This window comes from Clostridium sp. AM58-1XD (genome assembly GCF_003464085.1).
Classification (GTDB): domain Bacteria; phylum Bacillota; class Clostridia; order Lachnospirales; family Lachnospiraceae; genus Lachnoclostridium_A.
In genome coordinates this window covers 17,393-41,091 of record NZ_QSDR01000002.1, presented here as the reverse complement: position 1 = coordinate 41,091, position 23,699 = coordinate 17,393, and the positions used below count along the sequence as shown (strand labels likewise).

The 23,699-nt window shown below is 48.6% G+C and carries 21 protein-coding genes and 2 pseudogenes; all 23 read left to right on the top strand.

What is annotated here, in order from left to right:
* Window positions 1-54 precede the first annotated feature (54 nt).
* The 23 genes and pseudogenes from DXA13_RS01170 to DXA13_RS01070 all read left to right on the top strand — a co-directional run bounded on the left by DXA13_RS01170 (window position 55) and on the right by DXA13_RS01070 (window position 23,691).
* The gene (locus DXA13_RS01170; RefSeq protein WP_118241538.1) at window positions 55-453 is read left to right on the top strand and encodes a hypothetical protein; all 399 of its coding nucleotides are present in this window, start codon (window positions 55-57) and stop codon (window positions 451-453) included.
* A 150-nt stretch (window positions 454-603) separates the two neighbouring features.
* Window positions 604-1,086 (top strand): NAD(P)/FAD-dependent oxidoreductase, encoded by a 483-nt coding sequence (locus DXA13_RS22260; RefSeq protein ID WP_278287013.1) that lies wholly within the window; start codon window positions 604-606, stop codon window positions 1,084-1,086.
* Complete coding sequence (locus DXA13_RS22255) at window positions 1,074-1,886, top strand: aminoacetone oxidase family FAD-binding enzyme (RefSeq protein ID WP_347559647.1); 813 nt, start codon at window positions 1,074-1,076, stop codon at window positions 1,884-1,886. Before DXA13_RS22260 ends, DXA13_RS22255 begins: the two co-directional genes overlap by 13 nt.
* Window positions 1,873-3,457: pseudogene (locus tag DXA13_RS01160) on the top strand (FAD-dependent protein); the annotation flags it as partial. The gene DXA13_RS22255 and the pseudogene DXA13_RS01160, both read left to right, overlap by 14 nt.
* Window positions 3,458-3,506: 49 nt before the next feature.
* Window positions 3,507-4,367, top strand: a complete 861-nt coding sequence (gene proB, locus DXA13_RS01155) for a glutamate 5-kinase (RefSeq protein ID WP_118241337.1) — start codon at window positions 3,507-3,509, stop codon at window positions 4,365-4,367.
* 9 nt (window positions 4,368-4,376) lie between these two features.
* Window positions 4,377-4,607 (top strand): DUF896 domain-containing protein, encoded by a 231-nt coding sequence (locus DXA13_RS01150; RefSeq protein WP_118241336.1) that lies wholly within the window; start codon window positions 4,377-4,379, stop codon window positions 4,605-4,607.
* Window positions 4,588-5,190: a 5-formyltetrahydrofolate cyclo-ligase gene (locus DXA13_RS01145; protein ID WP_118241335.1), complete on the top strand. Its 603-nt coding sequence runs from the start codon at window positions 4,588-4,590 to the stop codon at window positions 5,188-5,190. The genes DXA13_RS01150 and DXA13_RS01145 overlap by 20 nt, the downstream gene beginning before the upstream one ends.
* An 18-nt stretch (window positions 5,191-5,208) precedes the next feature.
* Window positions 5,209-6,453 (top strand): glutamate-5-semialdehyde dehydrogenase, encoded by a 1,245-nt coding sequence (locus DXA13_RS01140; RefSeq protein ID WP_118241334.1) that lies wholly within the window; start codon window positions 5,209-5,211, stop codon window positions 6,451-6,453.
* Between the two features lie 219 nt (window positions 6,454-6,672).
* Window positions 6,673-8,124 (top strand): tRNA (N6-isopentenyl adenosine(37)-C2)-methylthiotransferase MiaB, encoded by a 1,452-nt coding sequence (gene miaB, locus DXA13_RS01135; protein WP_118241333.1) that lies wholly within the window; start codon window positions 6,673-6,675, stop codon window positions 8,122-8,124.
* Between the two features lie 73 nt (window positions 8,125-8,197).
* Window positions 8,198-10,846 carry a DNA mismatch repair protein MutS gene (mutS, locus tag DXA13_RS01130; RefSeq protein ID WP_118241536.1) on the top strand — a complete coding sequence of 883 codons (2,649 nt, stop codon included), beginning with the start codon at window positions 8,198-8,200 and terminating at the stop codon, window positions 10,844-10,846.
* A 141-nt stretch (window positions 10,847-10,987) separates the two neighbouring features.
* A complete protein-coding gene (mutL, locus tag DXA13_RS01125) occupies window positions 10,988-12,934 on the top strand; it encodes a DNA mismatch repair endonuclease MutL (RefSeq protein WP_118241332.1) in 1,947 nt (648 codons plus the stop codon).
* A 13-nt stretch (window positions 12,935-12,947) separates the two neighbouring features.
* Window positions 12,948-13,940: a tRNA (adenosine(37)-N6)-dimethylallyltransferase MiaA gene (miaA, locus tag DXA13_RS01120; RefSeq protein WP_243008912.1), complete on the top strand. Its 993-nt coding sequence runs from the start codon at window positions 12,948-12,950 to the stop codon at window positions 13,938-13,940.
* A 48-nt stretch (window positions 13,941-13,988) separates the two neighbouring features.
* Window positions 13,989-15,287, top strand: a complete 1,299-nt coding sequence (locus DXA13_RS01115) for a methionine gamma-lyase family protein (RefSeq protein WP_118241330.1) — start codon at window positions 13,989-13,991, stop codon at window positions 15,285-15,287.
* 136 nt (window positions 15,288-15,423) lie between these two features.
* Complete coding sequence (locus DXA13_RS01110; RefSeq protein WP_118241329.1) at window positions 15,424-15,675, top strand: DUF4321 domain-containing protein; 252 nt, start codon at window positions 15,424-15,426, stop codon at window positions 15,673-15,675.
* A 68-nt stretch (window positions 15,676-15,743) separates the two neighbouring features.
* A complete protein-coding gene (radC, locus tag DXA13_RS01105) occupies window positions 15,744-16,439 on the top strand; it encodes a DNA repair protein RadC (RefSeq protein WP_118241328.1) in 696 nt (231 codons plus the stop codon).
* A gap of 1 nt (window position 16,440) precedes the next feature.
* Window positions 16,441-17,307, top strand: coding sequence for a rod shape-determining protein MreC (mreC, locus tag DXA13_RS01100; RefSeq protein ID WP_118241327.1), 867 nt, complete (start codon window positions 16,441-16,443; stop codon window positions 17,305-17,307).
* Window positions 17,304-17,822 (top strand): rod shape-determining protein MreD, encoded by a 519-nt coding sequence (mreD, locus tag DXA13_RS01095; protein WP_118241326.1) that lies wholly within the window; start codon window positions 17,304-17,306, stop codon window positions 17,820-17,822. The genes mreC and mreD overlap by 4 nt, the downstream gene beginning before the upstream one ends.
* On the top strand, window positions 17,815-18,378 hold the full coding sequence (locus DXA13_RS22625; RefSeq protein WP_347559639.1) for a hypothetical protein: 564 nt from the start codon (window positions 17,815-17,817) through the stop codon (window positions 18,376-18,378). Before mreD ends, DXA13_RS22625 begins: the two co-directional genes overlap by 8 nt.
* A 1-nt stretch (window position 18,379) precedes the next feature.
* Window positions 18,380-20,698, top strand: a complete 2,319-nt coding sequence (locus DXA13_RS01090; protein WP_347559638.1) for a penicillin-binding transpeptidase domain-containing protein — start codon at window positions 18,380-18,382, stop codon at window positions 20,696-20,698.
* A 50-nt stretch (window positions 20,699-20,748) separates the two neighbouring features.
* Window positions 20,749-21,414: a septum site-determining protein MinC gene (locus tag DXA13_RS01085; protein WP_118241325.1), complete on the top strand. Its 666-nt coding sequence runs from the start codon at window positions 20,749-20,751 to the stop codon at window positions 21,412-21,414.
* Between the two features lie 80 nt (window positions 21,415-21,494).
* Window positions 21,495-22,285, top strand: a pseudogene (gene minD / locus DXA13_RS01080) (septum site-determining protein MinD).
* A 12-nt stretch (window positions 22,286-22,297) separates the two neighbouring features.
* Complete coding sequence (gene minE / locus DXA13_RS01075) at window positions 22,298-22,546, top strand: cell division topological specificity factor MinE (protein WP_243008911.1); 249 nt, start codon at window positions 22,298-22,300, stop codon at window positions 22,544-22,546.
* A 26-nt stretch (window positions 22,547-22,572) separates the two neighbouring features.
* Window positions 22,573-23,691, top strand: a complete 1,119-nt coding sequence (locus tag DXA13_RS01070; protein ID WP_118241324.1) for an FtsW/RodA/SpoVE family cell cycle protein — start codon at window positions 22,573-22,575, stop codon at window positions 23,689-23,691.
* Window positions 23,692-23,699 lie beyond the last annotated feature (8 nt).

Sequence of the window (23,699 nt, the reverse complement as noted above, 5' to 3'; positions counted from 1 at the left end):
ACTGAATATATTTCGTCCGGAACGGAATGCTCCGGTGAAAGGAAGGGTAATCCCGTGAAAAAGTATAGATTCTGTCTCTTATTATTTCTGATCGTAAGTCTTGTCTGCATAGCAGTAGGATATGGCGCCAGGAAATACAGTGAAAGACAAAAAGAAAGCCAGGAAAATGAAATTATGAGTTCCGAAACAGCCGTTGAGAATCATCTGGCAGAGAGTTCCTCGGAAGAGGAGAGTGAAGCAGAACCGGCAAACCAGGAATCGATCAATAAATACTATCTCGTTTGCGAAGACAATTTTCTCCTGGTATTCTGCAAAGATAAAAGTACGGTCTGCCTTTATACGCACGTACCTATAACCGATTTTCCAGAAGATGAACAGGCCAGACTAAGGGCCGGAATATGGTTTTCGTCCATGATGGACATTTTCAGCTATCTTGAATCCTACACCAGCTGAAAAAGGGAAGGTTTCTGCCTCGGAACAAAATCCGGTGACAGAAACCTTCCTTTTTTAGCAAATTGATAATTGTAAGATTTGGGCCGTTATGCTAAGATAGCACTTATAGAAAAATGAGCAGTAAAAAGACAGGGGAAAAGGAGCGGAAAGATGGCAAAGCATATTATTGTTGTTGGCGGCGGAGCCTCGGGACTGACAGCGGCGATTCAGGCGGCAGGAAGAGGCGCCCGCGTAACAGTGCTGGAACATATGGACCGGGTGGGGAAAAAAATACTCTCTACCGGAAACGGCAAGTGCAATATGACCAACAGGAATCTTACAAAAGACTGTTACAGGAGTGACAATCCCGGCTTTCCAATGGATACAATCCGGCATTTTTCCGTAGAAGATACACTCGCATTTTTTGAAGGACTTGGAATTCTGCCTAGGGAAAAGAACGGATACATTTATCCGAATTCCGAACAGGCTTCTTCTGTTTTGGACGCGCTCCGCATGGAGGCGGAGCATCTGGGCGTTGAAATGGTATGCGGCTGCCATGTGAAGGCAGTCCGTCCCGGAAGGGCCTTCGAAGTATCATGCGTCCAAATACAGGAAGGATCTAAACGGCCGGTGCATTTTACCTGCGAGGCCTGATCCTTTCCGCCGGTTCAAAAGCAGCTCCTGTTACCGGTTCTGACGGAAGCGGATATGACCTTGCAAAATCCCTTGGACATCGGATTATCCGGCCGCTTCCTGCCCTCGTTCAGCTCATCTGTGAGGGAAAAGAATATAAGGCTTTGGCTGGAATCCGGACGGAAGCCAGACTGACGCTTTTTGCAGACGGGAAAGAGACAGCCAGTGACATGGGAGAACTCCAGCTGACGGACTATGGAATTTCCGGTATTCCCACCTTTCAGATCAGCCGTTATGCCGCAAAGGCACTGGACAGACATCAGGAGGTTTTTGTATTTGTTGATTTTCTTCCTTCCATGGGAGAAAAGGAACTGGAAGATTTTCTTCTTGCCAGATGGAAAATGGCAGGCTACCGGATGGGAGAAGATTTCCTCACCGGTGTGCTGAATAAAAAACTGGCGGCAGTGCTGATGAAACGGGCCGGAATACCGGCAGGAATCCGGATGTCTGAGGTGAAGCCGGAAGCCATTCTGACCCTCAGCAGGCAGATTCACGGCTTTCGTGCAGCAGTCAGGGAAACGAAACCGTTTGCGAATGCCCAAATCTGCTGCGGCGGAGTCGATACGAAAGAAGTCCGCAGTGATACGATGGAATCTAAAATCGTCCCGGGCCTGTATCTGACGGGAGAACTTCTGGATGTAGACGGAATCTGTGGAGGCTATAATCTCCAGTGGGCCTGGTCCAGCGGGAGTCTGGCCGGAATTGCGGCGTCTGGACGCCAGAATATAAAAGAAAGAGAGCGTACATATGATTCGGATTAACCAGTTGAAATTACCGATCCGCCATACAAAAAAGGATCTGGAGGAAAAAATCGGAAGGACGCTTCATATTCCTGCGTCATCCATAAAATCATATAAAGTTGTAAAACAGTCCGTGGATGCCAGGAAAAAGGATGAGATTCTGTATATTTATTCTGTTGACGTTCAGGCAGACAGGGAAGAACGCCTGATCAGACAGGCGAAGAACAGAAATGTGGGGAAGGCGGAGAGAATTTCCTACCGGTTCCCGGATCACGGCAGCAGCAGGCTTTCCACGCCCCCCTGTAATTATCGGAGAAGGGCCGGCCGGCCTTTTCTGCGCACTCATGCTTGCCAGAGCCGGTTATATGCCAGTCATTCTGGAGCGGGGAGAAGCAGTAGAAGTGCGCCGGGAAAAGGTGGAGCGTTTCTGGAATGGGCAGGCGCTGGATCTTCGCTCCAACGTACAGTTTGGCGAAGGCGGGGCCGGAACGTTTTCCGACGGAAAGCTGAATACCCTTGTAAAGGATCCGGAGGGAAGAAATAAAAAGGTTCTGGAACTCTTTGTGGAATTCGGAGCCGATCCCGCCATTCTGTATCAGAATAAGCCTCATATAGGAACAGATGTACTGGGCAAAATCGTAATCTCCATGAGGGAGGAGATTATAAGACTTGGCGGAACGGTCCGCTTTTTAAGCCAGGTAACCGATGTGATTACAGAAAACGGAACAATTACAGGACTGATAGTCAACGGAACAGAAACCGTTCATACGGAGGCGGCCGTTCTGGCCGTGGGTCACAGCGCGCGGGATACGTTTGAGATGCTGAACAGCCGGATGGTCCCCATGAGCCGGAAGTCTTTCGCCGTAGGACTGAGGATTCAGCACCCTCAGGAGATGATCGACATTTCCCAGTATGGTCCGAAAGGCGCAGAGATTCTCGGCGCCGCCAGCTACAAACTGACCCACCAGGCTTCCAATGGAAGAGGTGTTTATTCTTTCTGTATGTGTCCGGGCGGATACGTGGTGAACGCGTCGTCGGAAGAAGGCAGGCTTGCAGTGAATGGAATGAGCAATCATGCAAGAGATGGAAAAAATGCCAACAGCGCCTTAATCGTGACCGTGACTCCGGAGGATTTCCCTGGCGATTCTCCTCTTTCAGGTATTGCTTATCAGAGACAGCTGGAAGAGGCGGCATACCGGATCGGGAATGGAAAAATTCCTGTTCAGCTGTATGGTGATTTTAAAGAAAATAAAGCAACAGAACGACTCGGCAAAGTGGAGCTCCAGATGAAAGGCGGGTATGCATTTGCCAATCTGAGGGAAATCCTTCCATCTTACCTTTCCGAAGCGCTGATGGAAGGTGTTGAGTCGTTCGGCCGTACGATCCGCGGGTTTAACCGTCCGGATGCTGTATTTGCCGGAATTGAAAGCCGTACGTCCTCTCCCGTCCGGATTGAACGGGACAGCCGGTTTGAAAGCAGTTTGAAAGGCCTGTTTCCATGCGGAGAAGGAGCGGGGTATGCAGGGGGAATTACTTCTGCAGCCATGGACGGACTGCGCATTGCGGAGGAGATATGCAGGCGGTATGAACCCTTCGGAAAAACAGGCGGAAACAGCCGTGATATAGAAAGGACATTGTCAGATGGAACAGACAGAACTTGTGAGCAGAAGCCAGTTAAAGAATAAAAAGAGAGTCGTTATAAAAATCGGTTCGTCCTCTCTGACCCATCCGGAAACAGGCGACCTGAATCTCATGAAAATAGAAAAGCTGGTTCGGGTAATCAGTGATCTGAAGGGCAGCGGAAAAGACGTAGTGCTTGTATCATCAGGAGCAATTGCAGCAGGAAGGCAGGCTCTCGGAAGTAAAACCAGGCCGGTTACCATTTCGGAGAAGCAGGCTTACGCCGCTGTTGGTCAAGCCAGACTGATGATGGTATATCAGAAAATATTTTCTGAGTACAACCAGACGGCGGCTCAGGTGCTTCTTACAAAAAATACAATGGTCAATGACAACACGAGATACAACGCGCAGAATACCTTTGATGAACTGTTGAAACTGGGTGCGATCCCGATTGTAAACGAAAATGATACGGTTTCCACCCACGAAATTCAGTTTGGTGATAATGACAGGCTTTCTGCGATCGTAGCTGCGCTGATCGGGGCTGACCTGCTGGTCCTGCTTTCCGATATCGACGGTCTGTATTCCGATGACCCGCGCTCGAATCCGGATGCACGTTTTATCAGTTATGTGGGAGAGATCACCTCAGATCTTCTGGAAATGGGGAAAGCGTCTACGGGCAGCGATGTGGGAACAGGAGGGATGGCCGCCAAACTGGCTGCCGCCAGAATTGCAACCGACAGCGGTTCCGATATGATCATAGCCAATGGAGACGATGTGGAAATTGTAGAAAAAATCGTAGCAGGAGAAACGAAGGGCACCCTGTTTTTAGCCCACGCCAACCTGGACTTTGATCTGATGGACTATATCAACAACCAGTATTAGGAGGAGAATATGAATCAGGATAAAATAGACCGTATCAATACATTGTATCACAAATCCCAGGCAGTCGGCCTGACGGAAGAGGAAAAAGCGGAGCAGGCGGCCCTGAGGAAAGAATACATCGAGGCAATCCGCAAAAACATGAGGTCTGCGCTCAACAATATCTCCGTAAAGGAAGCAGACGGAAGCATTACGGATCTGGGGAAGAAATACGGTGACGCGGATGTTTCACACAATAACTGAAAATAAAGAAGGAATCCGCATATATATAAAAGAGAAGCGCATACAGCTGACGGCAGAAGAAAAGGAAGAAAAAAGCGTCCTGACTGCTGCGCGGGCAGTGAAGCTGCTGGAAGAATTTTGTCTGCTTCATGAGACGGGATGGCTCTACTGCTATATGGATCTGCAGAAGGAGGCGGGAACTCGGGAGATTTTCAGCTGGTGCTGGAAACATGGCATCCGCACGGCCGTACCCCGCGTATCGGGAAGACATATGGATTTTTATGAGATTGCGTCACCTGAGGACTGCACAGCGGGAACCATGGGAATTCTGGAGCCGAAAGACACCTGTGCTCCTGCGGCTGAAGCCTCGGGGGGACGTTCTCTGACGTGCCCGGTCATTGTTCCGGGAGTAGCCTTTGGAACGGACGGCAGCCGAATCGGCTATGGAGGCGGCTATTATGACCGCTTTTTTGAAAGGGAACGGGAGCATACGGCAGTCGGATACTGCTTCGACTTCCAGACGGCTTCCAGCGTTCCGGCTGAAACACATGACAAACGGATGGATTTTCTCATAACGGAAACATCCGCACTGATGATTGAATGAGAAAGGAGCAGCACGCGTATGGAATTACTGGAAATCGGCAGACGGGCGAAAGAGGTTTCAAGACAATTAAACAAATTGGGAACCAACGATAAGAATAATGGCCTTTTAAAGGCCGCAGAAGCCCTTTTGGAAGGTGAAAACGAGATCCTTGAGGCAAACAGCCATGATGTGAAAAAGGCCGGAGAAAACGGCATGAGCCAGGGCCTGATCGACCGGCTGGCTTTAAACCATGACAGAATTGAAGCCATGGCGGAGGGCCTGAGACAGATTGCCTGTCTGGATGATCCGATCGGCGAAGTGATTTCCATGAAGCGCCGTCCTAACGGTCTGGAAATCGGAAAGAAACGGGTACCTCTCGGAGTAATCGGAATCATTTATGAGGCGCGGCCGAACGTGACGGCCGATGCCTTCGGACTGTGCTTCAAAACGGGTAACGCCGTGATTCTGAAAGGAGGAAGCGATGCCCTCTGCTCAAATGAGGCCATTGTCGCATGTCTGAAAAAGGGACTGGCGGCTGCGGGCGTGCCGGAAGATTCCCTGCTTTTAATCACTGACACGAGCCGTGAGACGACAAAACAGCTGATGAGAATGAACCAGTACGTCGATGTACTGATTCCAAGAGGCGGGGCTGGGCTGATCCGAACCGTCGTGGAAAACAGTACGGTTCCGGTGATCGAGACAGGAACGGGAAACTGCCATGTCTTTGTAGACGAATCCGCTGACGTTCAAATGGCTCTGGATATTATTTTCAATGCCAAGACGCAGAGGATCGGCGTATGCAATGCGTGCGAATCCGTGGTTGTTCACAGAAAAGCCGCAGAGGCCTTTCTGCCGCTTTTGAAATCCAGACTGGAGGAGAAGGATGTGGAAATCCGCGGGGACCGGGAGGCATGTGCGATCGTTCCTGAGTTTTCGGAGGCGTCGGAAGAAGACTGGGGAAAGGAATACCTGGACTATATTCTCTCGTTAAAGCTGGTAGACAGCCTGGACGAAGCCATTGACCATATCAACCGCTATAATACTGGCCATTCAGAAGCAATTATCACATCCAGCTATGAGAATGCCCAGAGATTTTTAAATGAAATCGATGCCGCCGCCGTGTACGTCAATGCTTCCACACGGTTTACCGATGGCTTTGAATTCGGCTTTGGAGCGGAAATTGGGATCAGTACCCAAAAGCTCCACGCCAGGGGGCCGATGGGGCTCCTGGAACTGACGACGACAAAATATATCATTTATGGAAACGGGCAGATACGCCCTTAGGGACGAACGAAAATTCTAACGATTAGGGGACACAAAAAAGAAAGAAGGCATGGTCTTCCATGCCGGACGAAGGAACTTGGCCGCCGCCTCGGAACGGAGTCTGATATGGAAGGCCGTGTCTGATTTCACTTTTGCGCCCCTTATTTTTTGGGTTTGCAATAAATCCTGTTTATGCTATAATATCTTGAAGCTAAAATTTGATCATAACGAGGATAAGAGATGAACCATATAAATAAGACGTATGAAGAAATATGCCGGATTGCACCGGCAGAAGAACCGGCCAGACAGCAGTTTTTTATTGAACGCTGCCGCGAGCTGCTGGATGGGAAGGAACGTGATTCAGCCAGTCCGGCCAAAACGTTTCACATCGAGACGTACGGCTGCCAGATGAACGCCAAGGACTCAGAAAAACTTTCCGGTATTCTGAAAAAATGCGGAATGCAGGAAACCGATTCTGAACAGGCGGATCTTGTTCTTTATAATACATGTACGGTCAGGGAGAATGCAAACCAGAAGGTTTACGGCCATCTGGGATATGTGCACAGCCTGAAAAAGAAAAATCCCGGCATGATGGTAGCGCTCTGCGGCTGCATGATGCAGGAAAAACAGGTAGTAGAAAAAATACGCCGCGACTACAAGTTCGTGGATCTGATTTTCGGAACCCACAATATTTTCAAGCTGGCAGAACTGCTGTATCACCGCCTGATGAACGGCAGCATGGAAGTGGATATATGGGAAGGAACGGACGACATAGTAGAAGACCTTCCGGCTGAACGGAAATATCCGTTTAAGTCAGGTGTCAACATCATGTTCGGCTGCAATAATTTCTGCAGCTACTGTATTGTCCCCTATGTAAGGGGACGTGAGAGGAGCCGGGAGCCGGAAGAGATTATCAAGGAAATCAGGAATCTGGTTGCTGACGGCGTAGTGGAAGTCATGCTTCTGGGACAGAACGTGAATTCTTACGGAAAGACCCTGGAGCATCCCATCAGCTTTGCCGAGCTTCTCAGCCGGATTGAAGAAATTGAAGGGCTGCGCCGGATTCGTTTTATGACATCCCACCCGAAGGACCTTTCGGACGAGCTGATTGAAGTGATGAAAACTTCCGAAAAAATCTGCCGCCATCTCCATCTGCCCATGCAGTCTGGCAGTACAGAGATTCTGAAGGTGATGAACCGCAGATATACAAAAGAGCAGTTTCTGGCGCTGGCGGAGAAGATCAAAGCCGCAGTTCCAGGAATCTCTCTGACTACGGACATCATTGTGGGATTTCCGGGCGAAACGGAAGAAGACTTCCAGGATACGCTGGATGTTGTAAATCAGGTGCGGTTTGACAGCGCCTTTACATTTATCTATTCCAAGAGAACGGGAACTCCGGCAGCCGCCATGGAAAATCAGGTTCCGGAACAAGTGGTAAAGGACCGCTTTGAACGTCTGCTTGCACAGGTGCAGAAGATATCAGGAGAAGTCTGCGGCCGCGATGTGCATACGGTTCAGGACGTTCTGGCGGAGGAAAAAGATACCCATACAGAAGGCTGGCTGACCGGACGCCTCAGCAACAATACGATTGTTCATTTTCCGGGGGACGAATCCCTGATCGGAACGATCGTCAGCGTATATCTGGAAGAATCCAGAGGCTTTTATTATATGGGACGCCTGGCAGAAGCATAGTTCCTGCCGACAAAAGAGAAAACAGAATGATATTTGAGATAAAGAGGGAAAAAAAGTGGCGGGATTATCACCGATGATGCTCCATTACATGGAGACGAAAAAACAACATGAGGACTGCATCCTTTTTTACCGTCTCGGCGACTTCTATGAAATGTTTTTCGATGACGCAGTTACGGTATCAAAGGAGCTGGAAATTACCCTGACAGGGAAGGAATGCGGACTTGAAGAACGGGCTCCCATGTGCGGAGTCCCTTACCACGCCGTGGACACTTACTTAAACAGACTGGTGCAGAAAGGGTATAAGGTCGCTATTGCAGAGCAGATGGAGGATCCGAAGTTTGCCAAAGGTCTCGTAAAGCGCGAGGTAGTCAGAATCGTTACGCCTGGCACGATAACGAGCGCAGTCGCTCTGGATGAAACGAAAAACAATTATTTAATGGGGATCGTATACCTTGGAGAGACGTTCGGAGTTGCCAGTGCAGATATCAGTACTGGTGATTTTTTGGTAACAGAGGTGTCTACCGAACGGGAGCTTTTCGACGAGATCAATAAGTTCTCACCTTCTGAAATCATCTGCAATAACGCTTTTTATATGTCAGGAATCGATCTGGAGGATTTAAAAAATAAATACCAGTTTATCATATCGGCTCTGGATTCCAGGTTCTTTTCTGAAGAACAATGCAGAAAACTGCTGAAAGAGCACTATCATGTCGGCAGTCTGGACGGCCTTGGGCTGGCTGATTACGATTCCGGAGTGATCGCCGCCGGAGCGGTCATGCAGTATATGTATGAGACGCAGAAGAGCACGCTGGTCCATATTACAGGAATTACCCCTTATTCCAGCGGCCAGTTTATGGTCCTGGATATTTCTACAAGAAGAAATCTGGAACTGCTGGAAACTCTTAGGGAAAAGCAGAAGAGGGGCACGCTTTTGTGGGTTCTGGACAAGACAAAGACGGCTATGGGAGCTAGGCTTTTGAGAAGCTATATCGAACAGCCTCTGATAAAAAAAGAAGCGATCCTCGATCGTCAGAACGCGGTGGAAGAACTGAACATGAACTACATATCCAGAGAAGAGCTTCGGGAATACTTGAATTCCATCTATGATCTGGAACGTCTGATCGGAAGAATCAGCTATAAAACTGCCGGTCCAAGGGATCTGATTGCATTCCGCAACTCCCTGTCCATGCTTCCTTACATCAAGAACATCTTAAGCGAGTTTACGTCAGGTCTGTTAAAAGAACTCTATGAAGAGCTGGATACACTGGAGGATATTCACGAGCTGATTGAGCGTTCGATTGTGGAGGAACCACCGATCACCGTCCGGGACGGCGGTATTATTCAGGAAGGCTTCGACGAAGAAGCAGATAAGCTGCGCAGTGCCAAAACGGAAGGAAAAACATGGCTTGCCCAGCTGGAGGAAACTGAAAAAGAAAAGACGGGAATCAAGAACCTTAAAGTCAAATTCAACAAGGTGTTCGGCTATTATTTCGAAGTTACGAATTCCTTCAAACATATGGTGCCGGATTATTTTATCAGAAAGCAGACGCTTGCCAATGCGGAGCGGTATACGACGGATGAGCTGAAAAATCTGGAGGACATTATCATGGGGGCGGAAGATAAACTCTTCTCCCTGGAATATGAACTGTTCTGCGGCGTCCGGGATAAGATCGCCGCTGAGGTACTCAGAATCCAGAAGACTGCGAAGGCAGTTGCCGGAATTGACGTATTTGCTTCACTGTCTCTGGTGGCTACGAGAAATAATTACGTAAAGCCGAAGATCAATGAACGCGGTGTAATTCATATTAAAAACGGCCGTCATCCCGTAGTGGAACAGATGATGCGTGACGACTTGTTCGTAGCAAACGATACGTATCTGGACAACGGAAAAAACAGAATATCGATTATTACAGGGCCGAATATGGCTGGAAAATCCACCTATATGCGCCAGACAGCTCTGATCGTCCTGATGGCGCAGCTGGGCAGCTTTATTCCGGCTGACGACGCCAACATCGGCATTTGCGACAGGATATTTACGCGTGTCGGAGCCTCCGATGACCTGGCTACCGGCCAGAGCACGTTTATGGTAGAGATGACGGAGGTGGCCAACATTCTCCGCAATGCAACGAAAAACAGTCTGCTGATCCTGGATGAAATCGGCAGGGGTACGAGCACTTTCGACGGCCTTTCTATCGCGTGGGCTGTGGTGGAATACATTTGCAATACGAAAATTCTGGGCGCGAAGACGCTCTTTGCCACTCATTACCATGAACTGACGGAACTGGAAGGAACGATGAGCGGAGTAAACAACTACTGCATCGCTGTTAAGGAACAGGGAGACGATATCGTTTTCCTACGGAAAATTATAAAAGGCGGCGCCGATAACAGCTACGGAATTCAGGTGGCGAAACTGGCCGGAGTGCCGGAAGCTGTGATTGTCAGGGCTAAAGAAATCGTCGATGAACTGAGCGATGCCGATATTATGGCCAAAGCGCGGGAAATCGCAGAGGTCAGTTCCAATGTTAATCAGCATAAACCGGTTCCAAAGCCGGACGATGTGGAGCTGTCCCAGCTGACCCTCTTTGATACGGTAAAAGAGGATGATATTATAAAGGAGCTGGGTGAGCTGGAACTGGGCAATATGACACCGATCGATGCTCTGAATACGCTGTACCGCATTCAGACGAAGCTGAAAAACCGCTGGAACGGCAGCCAGTTGTAAAATAGAATTCTGCGGGCGGGATTTTCCGCCTGCGGCGAGGCGTCTTGGCGCCACGATACCCTGCCGCTGCGGTGCGCTGCCAGAGGAACGTTTTTAGCCATGGGGACATGTCCCATGATATAAAAAAGGAAAGGACAGGATATGCCTCACATTACAGTACTTGATAAAAATACGATAGACAAGATTGCCGCCGGAGAAGTCATTGAACGCCCGGCTTCTGTCGTTAAGGAGCTGCTGGAAAACGCCATCGATGCAAGGGCGTCGGCAGTAACTGTGGAAATACGGGACGGAGGAACTTCTTTTATACGTGTGACTGACAATGGATGCGGTATTCCAAAAGAAGAGGTCGCCCTCGCTTTTCTGCGCCATTCTACCAGCAAAATACAGTCTGTGGAGGATCTGTTTACCGTCTCCTCCCTGGGATTCCGCGGTGAGGCTCTTTCCAGTATAGCCGCTGTATCTCAGGTAGAGGTCATCACCAAGACGAGCGGCAGCCTGACGGGAACGCGGTATCAGATCGAAGGCGGGACAGAAAAAACATTGGAGGAAGTCGGCGCTCCGGACGGAACGACCTTTATTGCCAGGAATCTGTTCTTCAATACGCCGGTCAGAAAGAAGTTTCTTAAAACGGCCCAGACGGAGGGGGCCCATGTGGCCGATCTGGTAGAAAAGATTGCCCTTTCCCATCCGGAAGTATCGATCCGGTTTATTCAGAATAATCAGAATAAGCTGCATACATCGGGAAATCATAATCTGAAGGACATTATCTATACTGTGTTCGGAAGAGAAATCGCTTCAAACCTCCTTTCTGTGGAGGCCGCGGGAGAAGCGGTATCCATCAGAGGATTTATAGGAAAACCGGTTATTGCAAGAAGCAACCGCAATTATGAAAATTATTATATAAACGGCAGGTATATTAAGAGCGGAATCATCGCCAAGGCGATTGAAGAGGCTTATAGACCATATATGATGCTGCATAAATATCCCTTTACCCTGCTGCATTTTTCCATCGAACCGGAATTTCTGGATGTCAATGTCCATCCGACCAAAATGGAGCTTCGGTTCAGAGACGGAGAGCGGATTTATCAGATGATCCTTTCCTCCATTCAGGCAGCACTATCCCAAAAAGAACTGATACCGGAAGTGGAGCTGGCGGAAAAGGAGAGAAAACTGGCAGAAGCAGGAAAACGTCTGCCGTCTTCTGACCAGAGAAAGCCTGCGGCTTTGGAACCGTTTGAAGTAAACAGGATGAAGCAGCTCCACATTACGCCTTTGGAACGGGATAAGCCTGCGCTTACGGGAGACTGCAAAAGCAGGCATACCCTGTTCGGAAAAACAAGCGCAGCTGGCACGGCAGAGAGAAGCTTCGCTTCGGGACAGGGCGGAATCGGCGAAGGGCCTGGCCTGTATGCCGGAAAAAAAGCATATGAGGAACCTTTACAGGCAAAGGAGGAAAGCATTCCGGAGCAGCTGGACCTGTTTAACGGTAGACTGCTGGAGCCGGAGTCCAGAAAACGCCATAAACTGATCGGACAGCTGTTCGATACGTACTGGCTCGTGGAATTTGACGGCCATCTCTATATTATTGACCAGCATGCGGCTCATGAGAAGGTGCTTTATGAGAAAACGATGGATTCCTTAAAAAGCAGGGAGTATACGTCTCAGGCCGTGAATCCTCCGATCATTCTGACTCTGAATACGAATGAAGAGCTGCTTCTCACGAAACATATGGAGTATTTTACAAAAATCGGATTTGAGATCGAGCCTTTCGGCGGAAAAGAATACGCGGTCAGAGGCGTGCCGGGCAACCTGTTTTCTATCGCCAAAAAAGAGCTGCTGATGGAAATGATCGACGGGCTGTCTGATGATATATCCGTTTCTAGTCCAGATATTATTTATGAAAAAATAGCCTCTATGTCCTGTAAAGCCGCCGTAAAAGGAAACCATCAGATGTCTGCTGCCGAAGCGAATGAGCTGATTGAACGGCTGCTTACACTGGAAAATCCGTACGCATGCCCTCATGGGAGGCCGACGATTATTTCCATGAGCAAGTATGAGCTGGAGAAAAAATTTAAAAGGATTGTCTGAGAGGATTGATAATATGAGTCAAGAAAGAGAGACTGGGCATTTCGGAAAAAAACGGCCTCTGATCATTCTCACCGGACCGACGGCCGTAGGGAAAACGGCTCTGTCGATCCAGCTGGCAAAAGCCATTGGGGGAGAAATTATAAGCGCCGATTCCATGCAGGTTTATCGCGGTATGGACATCGGATCTGCGAAGGTGACGGCAGAAGAGATGAAGGGAGTTCCCCACCACCTGATCGATGTCCTGGAACCGGAAGAGGATTTCAATGTCGTCCTGTTTCAGCAGATGGCGAAGGAAGCCATGGAGAAGATTTACAGCCGCGGCCATATTCCTGTAATTGCCGGAGGAACAGGCTTTTATATTCAGGCGCTTTTATACGATATTGATTTTAAGGAAAACGAAGAGGGGAACGCTGTCCGTGAGGAGCTGGAACAGATCGCCCGAAATCAGGGCGTTCATGCGCTACACGAAATGTTGGAAGCGGCAGACCCAAAATCGGCTGCGGCTATTCATGAAAATAATGTAAAGCGCGTAATCCGGGCGTTGGAATATTACCGCCAGACCGGAGAAAAAATTTCCAGCCACAACGAGGAGGAACGCCTGAAAGAATCCCCCTATAATTTCCTCTACTATGTGGTGAATACGGACAGGAAGCTGCTTTATGAACGAATTGACAGACGCGTCGATCTCATGATGGAAAACGGTCTGGAAGAAGAGGTGAGGTCGCTGAAAAAACGGGGGATGAAGCAGGGAATGGTCTCGATGCAGGGGCTTGGATATAAAGAAATTCTGAATTACCTGGATGGAAACTGCTCTCTGGAGGAGGCCGTGTATATCCTGAAGAGGGATACTCGCCACTTTGCCAAACGGCAGCTTACATGGTTCCGCCGCGAACGGGATGTCTGCTGGCTGAACCTTCCTGAATTTGGGAATGATTTGGAACAGGTGAAAGAAAAGATCATAAATGACTGCCGTGAGAAAGGGATTCTTCCGGCAGCTGTAATATGACGGCGGTAAAACAGCAGCGACAGAAAAATACGGAAGGAAAAAATTATCATGGAAATCAACGATATTTATGAAAGTCTCGGAATCAGCAGGGAGGTACTGGCCTTTGGAAAAAAAATTGAAGACTCTTTAAAAGAACGCTTTCAGGCAATTGACGAGACGGCAGAATATAACCAGATGAAGGTAATCCGGGCCATGCAGAAAAACAGAGTCAGCGATATCCACTTTGCGGCGACTACCGGGTATGGCTATAATGACCTCGGAAGAGACGTTCTCGAAGACGTCTACGCAGACGCTTTTCACGGTGAAAGCGCCCTCGTCCGCCCTCAGCTGATGAGCGGCACTCATGCACTTCACATCGCTCTTTCTGGAAATCTGCGTCCAGGGGATGAACTTTTATCGCCGGTGGGAAAACCGTATGATACGCTGGAAGAGGTCATTGGAATCCGTGACTCCGTCGGCTCTCTGAAAGAATATGGTGTCATTTACCGTCAGGTGGACCTGTTGGAAGACGGCTCCTTCGATTATGACAACATAGCGGCAGCTGTAAACGAAAAGACAAAACTGGTGACGATCCAGCGGTCCAAGGGCTACGCTACAAGGCCGACATTGTCCGTAAAACGGATTGGAGAGCTGATTTCGTTCATCAAGAATATCAAGCCGGATGTCATCTGTATGGTTGACAACTGTTATGGGGAATTTGTGGAACGGATTGAGCCGACAGACGTCGGAGCCGACATGATTGTAGGCTCTCTGATCAAGAATCCGGGGGGCGGTCTGGCGCCGATCGGCGGTTATATTGTGGGCAGGAAAGATTGTATTGACCGGGCCTCCTACCGCCTTTCAGCACCGGGACTGGGCAAAGAGGTCGGCGCAAGCCTGGGTCTGAATCAGCAGATGTTCCAGGGCTTTTTCCTATCTCCGACCGTAGTGGCAGGAGCTCTGAAAGGAGCCGTATTTGCGGCACGCGTGTACGAAAAGCTGGGCTTTCCGGTAGTACCGGACGGGACAGAATCACGTCACGACATCATTCAGGCGGTTACTTTGGGAACGCCGGAGGGAGTAATCGCGTTCTGCCAGGGAATTCAGGCGGCGGCTCCTGTGGACAGCTATGTGAGCCCGGAACCGTGGGATATGCCGGGATACGATGCGCCTGTCATCATGGCGGCCGGGGCATTTGTCCAGGGCTCGTCCATAGAGCTTTCTGCAGACGGCCCGATCAAGCCTCCTTACGCCGTTTATTTCCAGGGCGGACTTACATGGTATCACGCAAAACTGGGAATTCTCATGTCTCTGCAGAAGCTTATGGAGGCAGGAATTGTGAGTGGCAGTTCGCTCTGTGAGCAGTAGAAATTGTATCTCTTAAAAAACTATGAAGTCCGTGGAAATTGTATACATGACAGGAAACTTGTGGTAAACTAAGGTGAACCGGATACCGGGTAATCATTTTCAGGGAGATCCGTTCCGGTCTAAGAGGGTTTGATTTATGGGAAGTAAGAATTTCTGGGTGCTCCTGCTTTTAATGATGGCGGGAATTGTGCTCGGCGGATTTATCGGCAATGCGGCAGGCGGAATATCCGGCTTTTCATGGCTGAATTTCGGCCAGTCGTTCGGACTGGATTCGCCGCTAATTTTAAATTTGGGAATACTTGTAATTACATTTGGACTGAGTATTAAAATCACCATGGCCAGCATCATAGGCATGGTGATTGCGCTTCTTATTTTCCGCTGGATGTAAGAGCGCATAAAACCTTCCTTCTGCAGGAGTACTTGGAGAGGTACACGTAAACGATGGGAGGAATTTCAATGAATTCAAAGACAATGAAAGAGCTTCCGAAAGAGGACCGGCCGTATGAAAAGTGCCTGCGTCTCGGTTCGGAGGCTTTGAGTGATGAAGAGCTTCTTGCAATTATTATCCGAACCGGATCGAGAGGAGAAAATTCGCTGGAGCTGGCAAAACGGGTATTGGCAGCCAGTTATCCGAGGGAAGGTCTTGTAGGTCTCATGCACATGTCCCTTAATGATCTGACTTCCATGAAGGGAATCGGCCGCATTAAGGGGATTCAGCTGCTCTGCATCGGCGAACTCTCCAGGAGGATCTGGAAGCGCAGGCTGTATCAGGAAGAACATGCTTTCCACAGCCCCCAGGAAATTGCAGAGTACTGTAAGGAAGATATGCGCCATACGGAACAGGAGGAACTGATCATGATGTGCTTCAATACGAAGCAGGTATTGATCAGAGAGGTGCTCCTTTCCAGAGGAACGGTCAACGCGTCTGCAATTACGGCCCGGGAAGTGTTTATTGAAGCGCTAAGGTCAGGGGCCGTGAACATTATTCTGGTGCATAATCATCCCAGCGGCAATCCTTCGCCCAGCAGGGATGACCTGCAGTTTACTGAGAATACGAAGAAAGCCGGAGAATTAATTGGCATCCGGCTGATTGATCATATCATTATAGGGGATAATTCCTATATTAGTTTAAAAGAACGGGGAATGTTATAGAATGGAATCAAAACGCAGTAAATACACCTTAATCGGTCTCACTATATTTTGTATCCTGCTTATCGGTGTCACATCCATCAACAGCAGTTTCCTGGCGCCGCTCAGGACCGGGGTCGGTTACGTCCTGATTCCGCTTCAGTCAGGAATCAATAAAGTCGGACTTGCCGTATACAATCAGCTGAACGATTACTCCAGCCTCAAGACGGCAGTGGAAGAGAATAAGCAGCTGAAAGAACAGATTGCTTCCCTGGTAGAGGACAACAACAGGCTTCAGACAGAAAGCTTTGAACTGTCCCGTCTGAGAAAGCTCTATGAGCTGGACGAAGAGTATATGCAGTATCATAAAGTCGGGGCCCGCGTAATCGCAAAGGATTCGGGAGACTGGTTCCAGGTGTTCCGCGTGGACAAGGGCTCGGTAGACGGAATCCGTGAAGATATGAACGTCATTGCAAACGGAGGCCTCGTGGGAATTGTTACCGATGTGGGAGCTAACTATGCAACGGTCAGGGCGATTATCGATGACGCAAGCGAAGTCGGTGCAATGGCTCAGCAGTCCGGTTCGACCTGTATCGTAGCAGGTGATCTGAAACTGTTTAAGGAAGGACGCCTGCGGATGACCGATATCGCGAAAGACGGCGACGTAAAGGACGGAGATAAGATTATAACTTCCAACATCAGCTCCGTATTTCTTCCGGGTCTTTTGGTTGGCTACGCATCCGATATTACGGTGGACAGCAATCAGCTGACGAAATCAGGTTATCTGATCCCTGTTGCGGAGTTTGACACGCTTCAGGAAGTTCTGATTATTACGGACCTGAAAGAAGATATGACAGGCGAGACGGAGAAGGGGACGGAGGGGCAGTCATGAAAAAAAGACTTTTGAATCTGGTTCTCATCCTCCTTGCCTTTGCCGTGCAGAACTGCATTTTTCCGCAGCTGCCGTTTCTTTCCGCGTCTCCGAATCTGCTGCTCATTCTAACCTTTTCTTTTGGTTTTATCCATGGCAGGGATGCCGGCATGTTCTGCGGTTTCTGTTCCGGAATTCTGCTGGACCTGTTTTACAGCGGTCCCTTTGGTTTCTATACCCTGTTTTATGTGTGGATGGGATATGCCAATGGAATTTTTACGAAATATTACTATGAGGATTACATTACCTTTCCTCTGGCGCTGAGTTTCATCAATGACCTGATGTACAATATGTATATTTATATTTTCCGCTTCCTCATCAGAAACCGTCTGGATTTTTTCTATTATTTCCGGAGTATTATGGTTCCTGAGATCATCTTTACCGTAATAACCACACTCTTGATCTACAGGATTGTACTGGCATTTACAAGAAAGATGGAGGAGTGGGAGCAAAGGAGAGATACGACGATTGTTTAGCGACTTTCTTGAGATAATAAAAGAATTTTTTCGAAAACTGCTGTCATCGCGGATGACAGCTCTTGGCGTGATTTTTGTCTGCATGTTTATAACGCTTGTGAGCCATCTGTTCCGCCTTCAGATCATAGAAGGCGAAAGCCATCTGAAGGAATATATCCAGAAGACGGAAAAACTGGTGACTACCCCAGGCACCAGAGGCAACATCTATGACAAGAACGGAAACGTGCTGGCTTATAACAAACTGGCTTACGTAGTGACCATCCAGGATACGGGGAAATACAGAAGAAGTGCTGAAAAGAACGCCATGCTCCTCCAGCTGGTAGAGATCCTGGACCGTCATCAGGTGAACGTTGAGGGGAAATTCGAGGTCGCCATCAACAGCAACGGGGAGATGGTTTATACGGCATCGAATGAAACAGGGCGAAGGAGATTCCTGAGGGATTACTACGGGCTGAAAAGCGTGGATGACCTGGATTCTCCGGATGGGAAAACTCCGGCCGCTCTGTCCGCCAGAGAGGCTTTCGAGCGTAAAAAAAACGTTCTATGGGCTCGATAAGATGAAGGATGAAAAGGGAAATACCCTTGTGCTTCCCGACGATGTTGCCCTTGACATTGTAAACATCCGCTATACCATGGATCTTACCGCGTTCCAGAAGTACGAGACGACGACAATCACCTCCTACGTGGACGAAGAGACCGTCGTGGACATCAAGGAACATAAAGGAGAACTGGATGGCGTCAGCATAGAAGAATCGACGATTCGCGTCTATAACGACAGCATCTATTTTGCTCCGATTATCGGATATACGGGTAAGGTACAGGAGGACCAGCTGGAGAAGCTTAAAAAAGAGGACGACTCCTATGAGCTTACGGATATTGTCGGACGAATCGGCATAGAGGCTTCCATGGAGACAGAACTGCAGGGCAAAAAAGGAAAGAAGACGATCTGCGTCGACAATATGGGCCGCATCATGGAAGTGCTCTCCAGCACGGAGCCTACGGCAGGAAAAGATGTTTATCTGACGCTGGACCGCGACCTGCAGATCGGTATTTATTATCTTCTTGAACAGCAGCTTGCAGGCGTTTTAACGAGTAAAATCGTCAATCAGGGAGAAGAAGTAAATGAAAACAGAGACTCTTCCAGCCGATTAATTCCTGTAAAAGATGCATATTTTCAGCTTATCAATAATAATGTACTGAATATGAGCCATTTTTTTGCTGAAGATGCTTCGGAGACCGAGCGCGGTATTGCAGAGCGCTTTTCCGCTTCCAAAGAACAGATCATAAACAACATAAGAAACGAGCTTTACAGCGAACATGCAACGCTTATGAAAGATCTGCCGAAGGATATGTACGCATATATGCTCTATATCAAAACCTACCTTCAGAAGCCGACGGTGGGTATCCTGACTCAGGACGATTTAATGGACAAGACCAGCGAGGATTATTTGGCCTGGAAGGACGAAACCATCAGCCTGAGAGACTTTATCTATGCAGGAATCGCCAATACATGGATTGATACGACGAATCTCAAAATCGGAAGCAAGTACTCCAATGCTGACGACATCTATTCGGTCCTGGTGGAATATGTATTGGAAAGCCTGGAAAACGACAATGAATTCCACAAAAAGATTTACCGGTATCTCATCAATGACGACATTATAACCGGAAGAGAACTCTGCCTCGCTTTATATGATCAGGGCGTTCTTCCTTACGATGAGGCCCAGGTAAATGCGCTGCGTTCCAACGGCGCCAACTATGCTTTTACATTTATTAAAGATAAAATTTCCAACCTGGAACTGACGCCGGCTCAGCTGGCTCTGGATCCATGTACGGCCGGCTGTGTTGTAACGGATGTCAATACCGGAGAAGTCCGGGCTCTTGTAACGTATCCGAGCTACGACAACAACCGCCTGTCCGGCACGATGGACAGCGCATATTACACACAGCTTCTGGAAGACCTGTCGAATCCGCTGTACAACAACGCGACTCAGACAGTAAAGGCTCCCGGTTCCACGTTCAAGCCGATTTCTGCGATTGCCGCACTGGAGGAAGGCGTTCTGAGCGTAACGGAGGAAATTAACTGTACCGGTTATTATGATAAAGTCAGTCCGCCTATCAAGTGCTGGATTTATCCGGGACATCACGATGAAGAGACTGTTGTGGAGGGTATACAGAATTCCTGCAACTATTTCTTTGCAGAACTGGGACACCGCCTCTCGACCGACGAACAGGGCAATTACATTCAGAACCTGGGTCTGGACAGAATCCGCAAATATGCGACGATGTTCGGCCTGGATCATACATCAGGAGTAGAGATTTCTGAACTGAACCCGCGGATCAGTACGGAGGACCCGGAACGTTCCGTTATGGGACAGGGTACTCATGCATATGCCAATGTACAGCTTTCCCGCTATGTGGCCGCTCTGGCTAACAGGGGAACCGTCTTCGAACTGAGCCTGATTGACAAGGTGACGGATTCTGACGGCAATCTGCTGGAAGATTACACGCCGACGGTGAATTCTCATGTGGATATCTCTGATTCTACGTGGGATTCCGTACAGCAGGGCATGCGGCAGGTTATTACGGAAAGCTCTTCCAAGAAAATTTTCAATGATCTCGAAATTGATATTGCCGGCAAAACAGGTACTGCCCAGGAGTCCAAAAACAGGGCAAACCATGCGTTCTTTATTTCTTATGGACCGTATGAAAATCCGGATATCTGCGTGACCGTTAATATCCCTTACGGATATTCGTCCGCTAATGCGGCCGCCCTGGCGAAAAGCGTCTACCGTTTCTATTACAAATATACCGATCTGGATTATATTCGCAATACGGGTGCGCTGGACGCTTCAAATGTAGAAATCAGAGATTAGAAAGTTTAAAAGAGAGAAAAAAGGATAGGATAGAGGCAGGTGAGTGACTTATGCATAATACGGTTGTGATAAAGGGAAGCAAATCCGGACTGTCGGTCTATCTGGACCCGGAGCCGCCTTTTTCTGAGCTTCTCCATGATGTCGCCACAAAATTCCGGGAAAGCGCCAGATTCTGGGGCTCCGTACAGATGGCGCTTACACTGGAGGGAAGGGAACTGACTCCCGCAGAAGAGTTTGCCGTAGTCAATACCATTACTGAAAATTCTCAGATAGAAATACTATGTCTGCTGGATACCAATGCCCAGCGGGTAGAACGATGTGAAAAAGCACTGAACGACAAGCTGATGGAGCTGAATTCCAGAACGGGCCAATTCTACCGGGGAGACCTTCTTCCCGGAGAATCCTTTGATTCAGAGGCCAGCATTGTCATAATAGGAGATGTGATGAGCGGAGCCCGCGTAACTGCCAGAGGCAATATCATTGTGCTCGGGGAATTAAAGGGGGCTGCCCACGCAGGCGTAGCCGGTTCCATGGATGCGGTAGTGGCCGCTCTGGATATGGCTCCGGCACAGATTAGAATTGCTGATTGCAGCAGTACATTCGGCGGCAGAGGCAGACGCCTCGGCAGGGGACCTATGGTTGCCGTCGCTTCGGAAGGAGAGATTTCTGTAAGGTCTTTAAAAAGGAATTTATTGAATTTCATTAAATTTTCATAAATTTCCCGAAACACTGGAAATATGATGAAATTTAATGTACAATATAAGGTGGTACATTGATAACAGGAGGATATTCATTTATGAGTGAAGTCATTGTGATTACTTCCGGAAAAGGCGGGGTAGGCAAGACGACGACCTCTGCAAATGTGGGGACAGGCCTGGCAATTTTAGGTTTCCGCGTAGCTCTGATTGATACTGATATCGGACTCAGGAACCTGGATGTTGTGATGGGACTGGAAAACCGCATAGTCTACAATCTTGTAGACGTTGTAGAAGGCAACTGTCGTATGAAGCAGGCCTGATAAAAGACAAAAGATATCCAAACCTGTACCTTCTTCCATCTGCTCAGACAAGGGACAAGACAGCTGTCAATCCCGAACAGATGAAGAAACTCGTCGATGACCTCAGAGACGAATTTGATTACATACTGCTTGATTGTCCGGCCGGTATTGAAAGAGGCTTTCAGAACGCCATAGCCGGCGCAGACAGAGCCCTGGTCGTTACAACACCTGAAGTGTCGGCAATCCGCGATGCGGACAGAATTATCGGCCTTTTGGAGGCGGACGGCATGGAGGACATTGAACTCATCGTCAATCGTATCCGAATGGATATGGTCCGGCGCGGAGACATGATGTCCCTGATGGATGTGATGGACATTCTGGCAGTAGACATTATCGGAGCAGTTCCTGACGACGAAGACATCGTAGTTTCGACCAATCAGGGAGAGCCGCTTGCAGGAATCGATTCTGCGGCAGGACAGGCATATATGAACATATGCAGGCGGCTTACGGGAGAACATATCCCCCTGATGAACCTTCAGTCACAGAAGGGGATTCTGTACCGTCTTTCCACGTTCTTAAAAAGAGCCTGAGGGGGATGGAATATGAGACTGCTGCCGATTTTTCAAAAGAGAAATTCCGGTGACATGGCAAGAGAGCGGCTGAAGCTCCTTCTTGTCGCCGATAAGACAGACTGTTCACCGGAGATGATAGAGATGGTGAAAGAAGACCTCGCAGGAGCTGTTTCCAGATATATGGAAATCGACACCAGAGGGATTGAAATACAGATTAGGGAGACTGCCGCTTCCTGCGGCAGAAAAGTACCTGCCTTTATGCCAATATTCCGATCCTGAACATAGGAAATAAGGGGACATTCTAAATGTTATTTGATTACGATTTCAGAAAATTCAATTTTCGACTGCTGCTTTATACAGTAGCACTAAACATTATAGGGATTCTTGTTATACGCAGCGCTACCAATCAGGACATGTCCATGGTTGGAAAGCAGATTGCGGGAGTTATCGTGGGCATCGCCCTGGCAGCCGCCCTTTCTCTGATTCCATATCAGAAAATTGTGGGATTCAGCGGAAGTATTTATCTTGTGTGTACAGCGCTTCTGATTGCGGTTCTGTTTGCCGGACGCAATGTCAACGGCGCGACCAGATGGATCCGGCTTCCTGTCGTCGGACAGGTGCAGCCTTCCGAGTTTGCCAAAATCGGTCTTATTATTTTTGGGGCCTGGTATCTTGGGAAATTTGCTGAACGGATCGATGAAGTGAAGATACTGGCAGCGGCAGCCGCTTTATTCGGCTTTCCTGTGGTGCTTGTTTTAGCGGAACCAAACCTTTCCACCAGCCTGGTAATCATTTTTACGCTTGTCTGTATGATTTTTATTGCAGGCATCAGCTTTAAATGGATCGGCGGAGCGCTGGCAGTCCTGCTGCCTTGCGGAGGCCTGTTTATCTATCTGCTGAAATTCGACATGGTGCCGTTTCTGCAGGATTATCAGGCCCGGCGTATTCTGGCCTGGGTCGATCCGGCAAACTATGCGGATGCCAACTATCAGCAGGATAATTCCATTATGGCAATCGGTTCAGGGCTGCTGAGAGGAAAAGGACTTAACAACAATACCCTCGCTTCTGTAAAAAATGGCAATTTCCTCTCTGAGGAACAGACAGATTTCATTTTCGCAGTCATTGGGGAAGAACTGGGGTTTATAGGCTGTGTAATTGTAATTACGCTGTTTGCAGCAATCGTATTTGAATGCCTGTGCATGGCAAACCAGGCGAAGGATATGACGGGCCGTCTTCTCTGTACAGGGATGGCTGCTCTTCTGGCATTTCAGACATTTTCCAACATCGCGGTAGCAACGGGGATTTTCCCGAATACCGGCCTTCCGCTTCCGTTTGTCAGTTATGGGGTCAGTTCGCTGATCAGTATGTATCTGGGCATAGGAATTGTATTAAATGTAGCACTTCAAAGAAAAAATAAACACTGATTAAGGAG

What these genes read in the sequence shown, in the direction of transcription:
- DXA13_RS22260 (WP_278287013.1), top strand. Translation starts at nt 604, where the DNA reads ATGGCAAAGCATATTATTGTTGTTGGCGGCGGAGCCTCGGGACTGACA.
- miaB (WP_118241333.1), top strand. Translation starts at nt 6,673, where the DNA reads ATGAACCATATAAATAAGACGTATGAAGAAATATGCCGGATTGCACCG.
- miaA (WP_243008912.1), top strand. Translation starts at nt 12,948, where the DNA reads ATGAGTCAAGAAAGAGAGACTGGGCATTTCGGAAAAAAACGGCCTCTG.
- mreC (WP_118241327.1), top strand. Translation starts at nt 16,441, where the DNA reads ATGGAATCAAAACGCAGTAAATACACCTTAATCGGTCTCACTATATTT.
- DXA13_RS01115 (WP_118241330.1), top strand. Translation starts at nt 13,989, where the DNA reads ATGGAAATCAACGATATTTATGAAAGTCTCGGAATCAGCAGGGAGGTA.
- DXA13_RS01090 (WP_347559638.1), top strand. Translation starts at nt 18,380, where the DNA reads ATGAAGGATGAAAAGGGAAATACCCTTGTGCTTCCCGACGATGTTGCC.
- minE (WP_243008911.1), top strand. Translation starts at nt 22,298, where the DNA reads ATGAGACTGCTGCCGATTTTTCAAAAGAGAAATTCCGGTGACATGGCA.
- DXA13_RS01085 (WP_118241325.1), top strand. Translation starts at nt 20,749, where the DNA reads ATGCATAATACGGTTGTGATAAAGGGAAGCAAATCCGGACTGTCGGTC.
- proB (WP_118241337.1), top strand. Translation starts at nt 3,507, where the DNA reads ATGGAACAGACAGAACTTGTGAGCAGAAGCCAGTTAAAGAATAAAAAG.
- DXA13_RS01150 (WP_118241336.1), top strand. Translation starts at nt 4,377, where the DNA reads ATGAATCAGGATAAAATAGACCGTATCAATACATTGTATCACAAATCC.
- DXA13_RS01140 (WP_118241334.1), top strand. Translation starts at nt 5,209, where the DNA reads ATGGAATTACTGGAAATCGGCAGACGGGCGAAAGAGGTTTCAAGACAA.
- mutS (WP_118241536.1), top strand. Translation starts at nt 8,198, where the DNA reads ATGATGCTCCATTACATGGAGACGAAAAAACAACATGAGGACTGCATC.
- radC (WP_118241328.1), top strand. Translation starts at nt 15,744, where the DNA reads ATGAATTCAAAGACAATGAAAGAGCTTCCGAAAGAGGACCGGCCGTAT.
- DXA13_RS01145 (WP_118241335.1), top strand. Translation starts at nt 4,588, where the DNA reads ATGTTTCACACAATAACTGAAAATAAAGAAGGAATCCGCATATATATA.
- DXA13_RS01110 (WP_118241329.1), top strand. Translation starts at nt 15,424, where the DNA reads ATGGGAAGTAAGAATTTCTGGGTGCTCCTGCTTTTAATGATGGCGGGA.
- mreD (WP_118241326.1), top strand. Translation starts at nt 17,304, where the DNA reads ATGAAAAAAAGACTTTTGAATCTGGTTCTCATCCTCCTTGCCTTTGCC.
- mutL (WP_118241332.1), top strand. Translation starts at nt 10,988, where the DNA reads ATGCCTCACATTACAGTACTTGATAAAAATACGATAGACAAGATTGCC.
- DXA13_RS01070 (WP_118241324.1), top strand. Translation starts at nt 22,573, where the DNA reads ATGTTATTTGATTACGATTTCAGAAAATTCAATTTTCGACTGCTGCTT.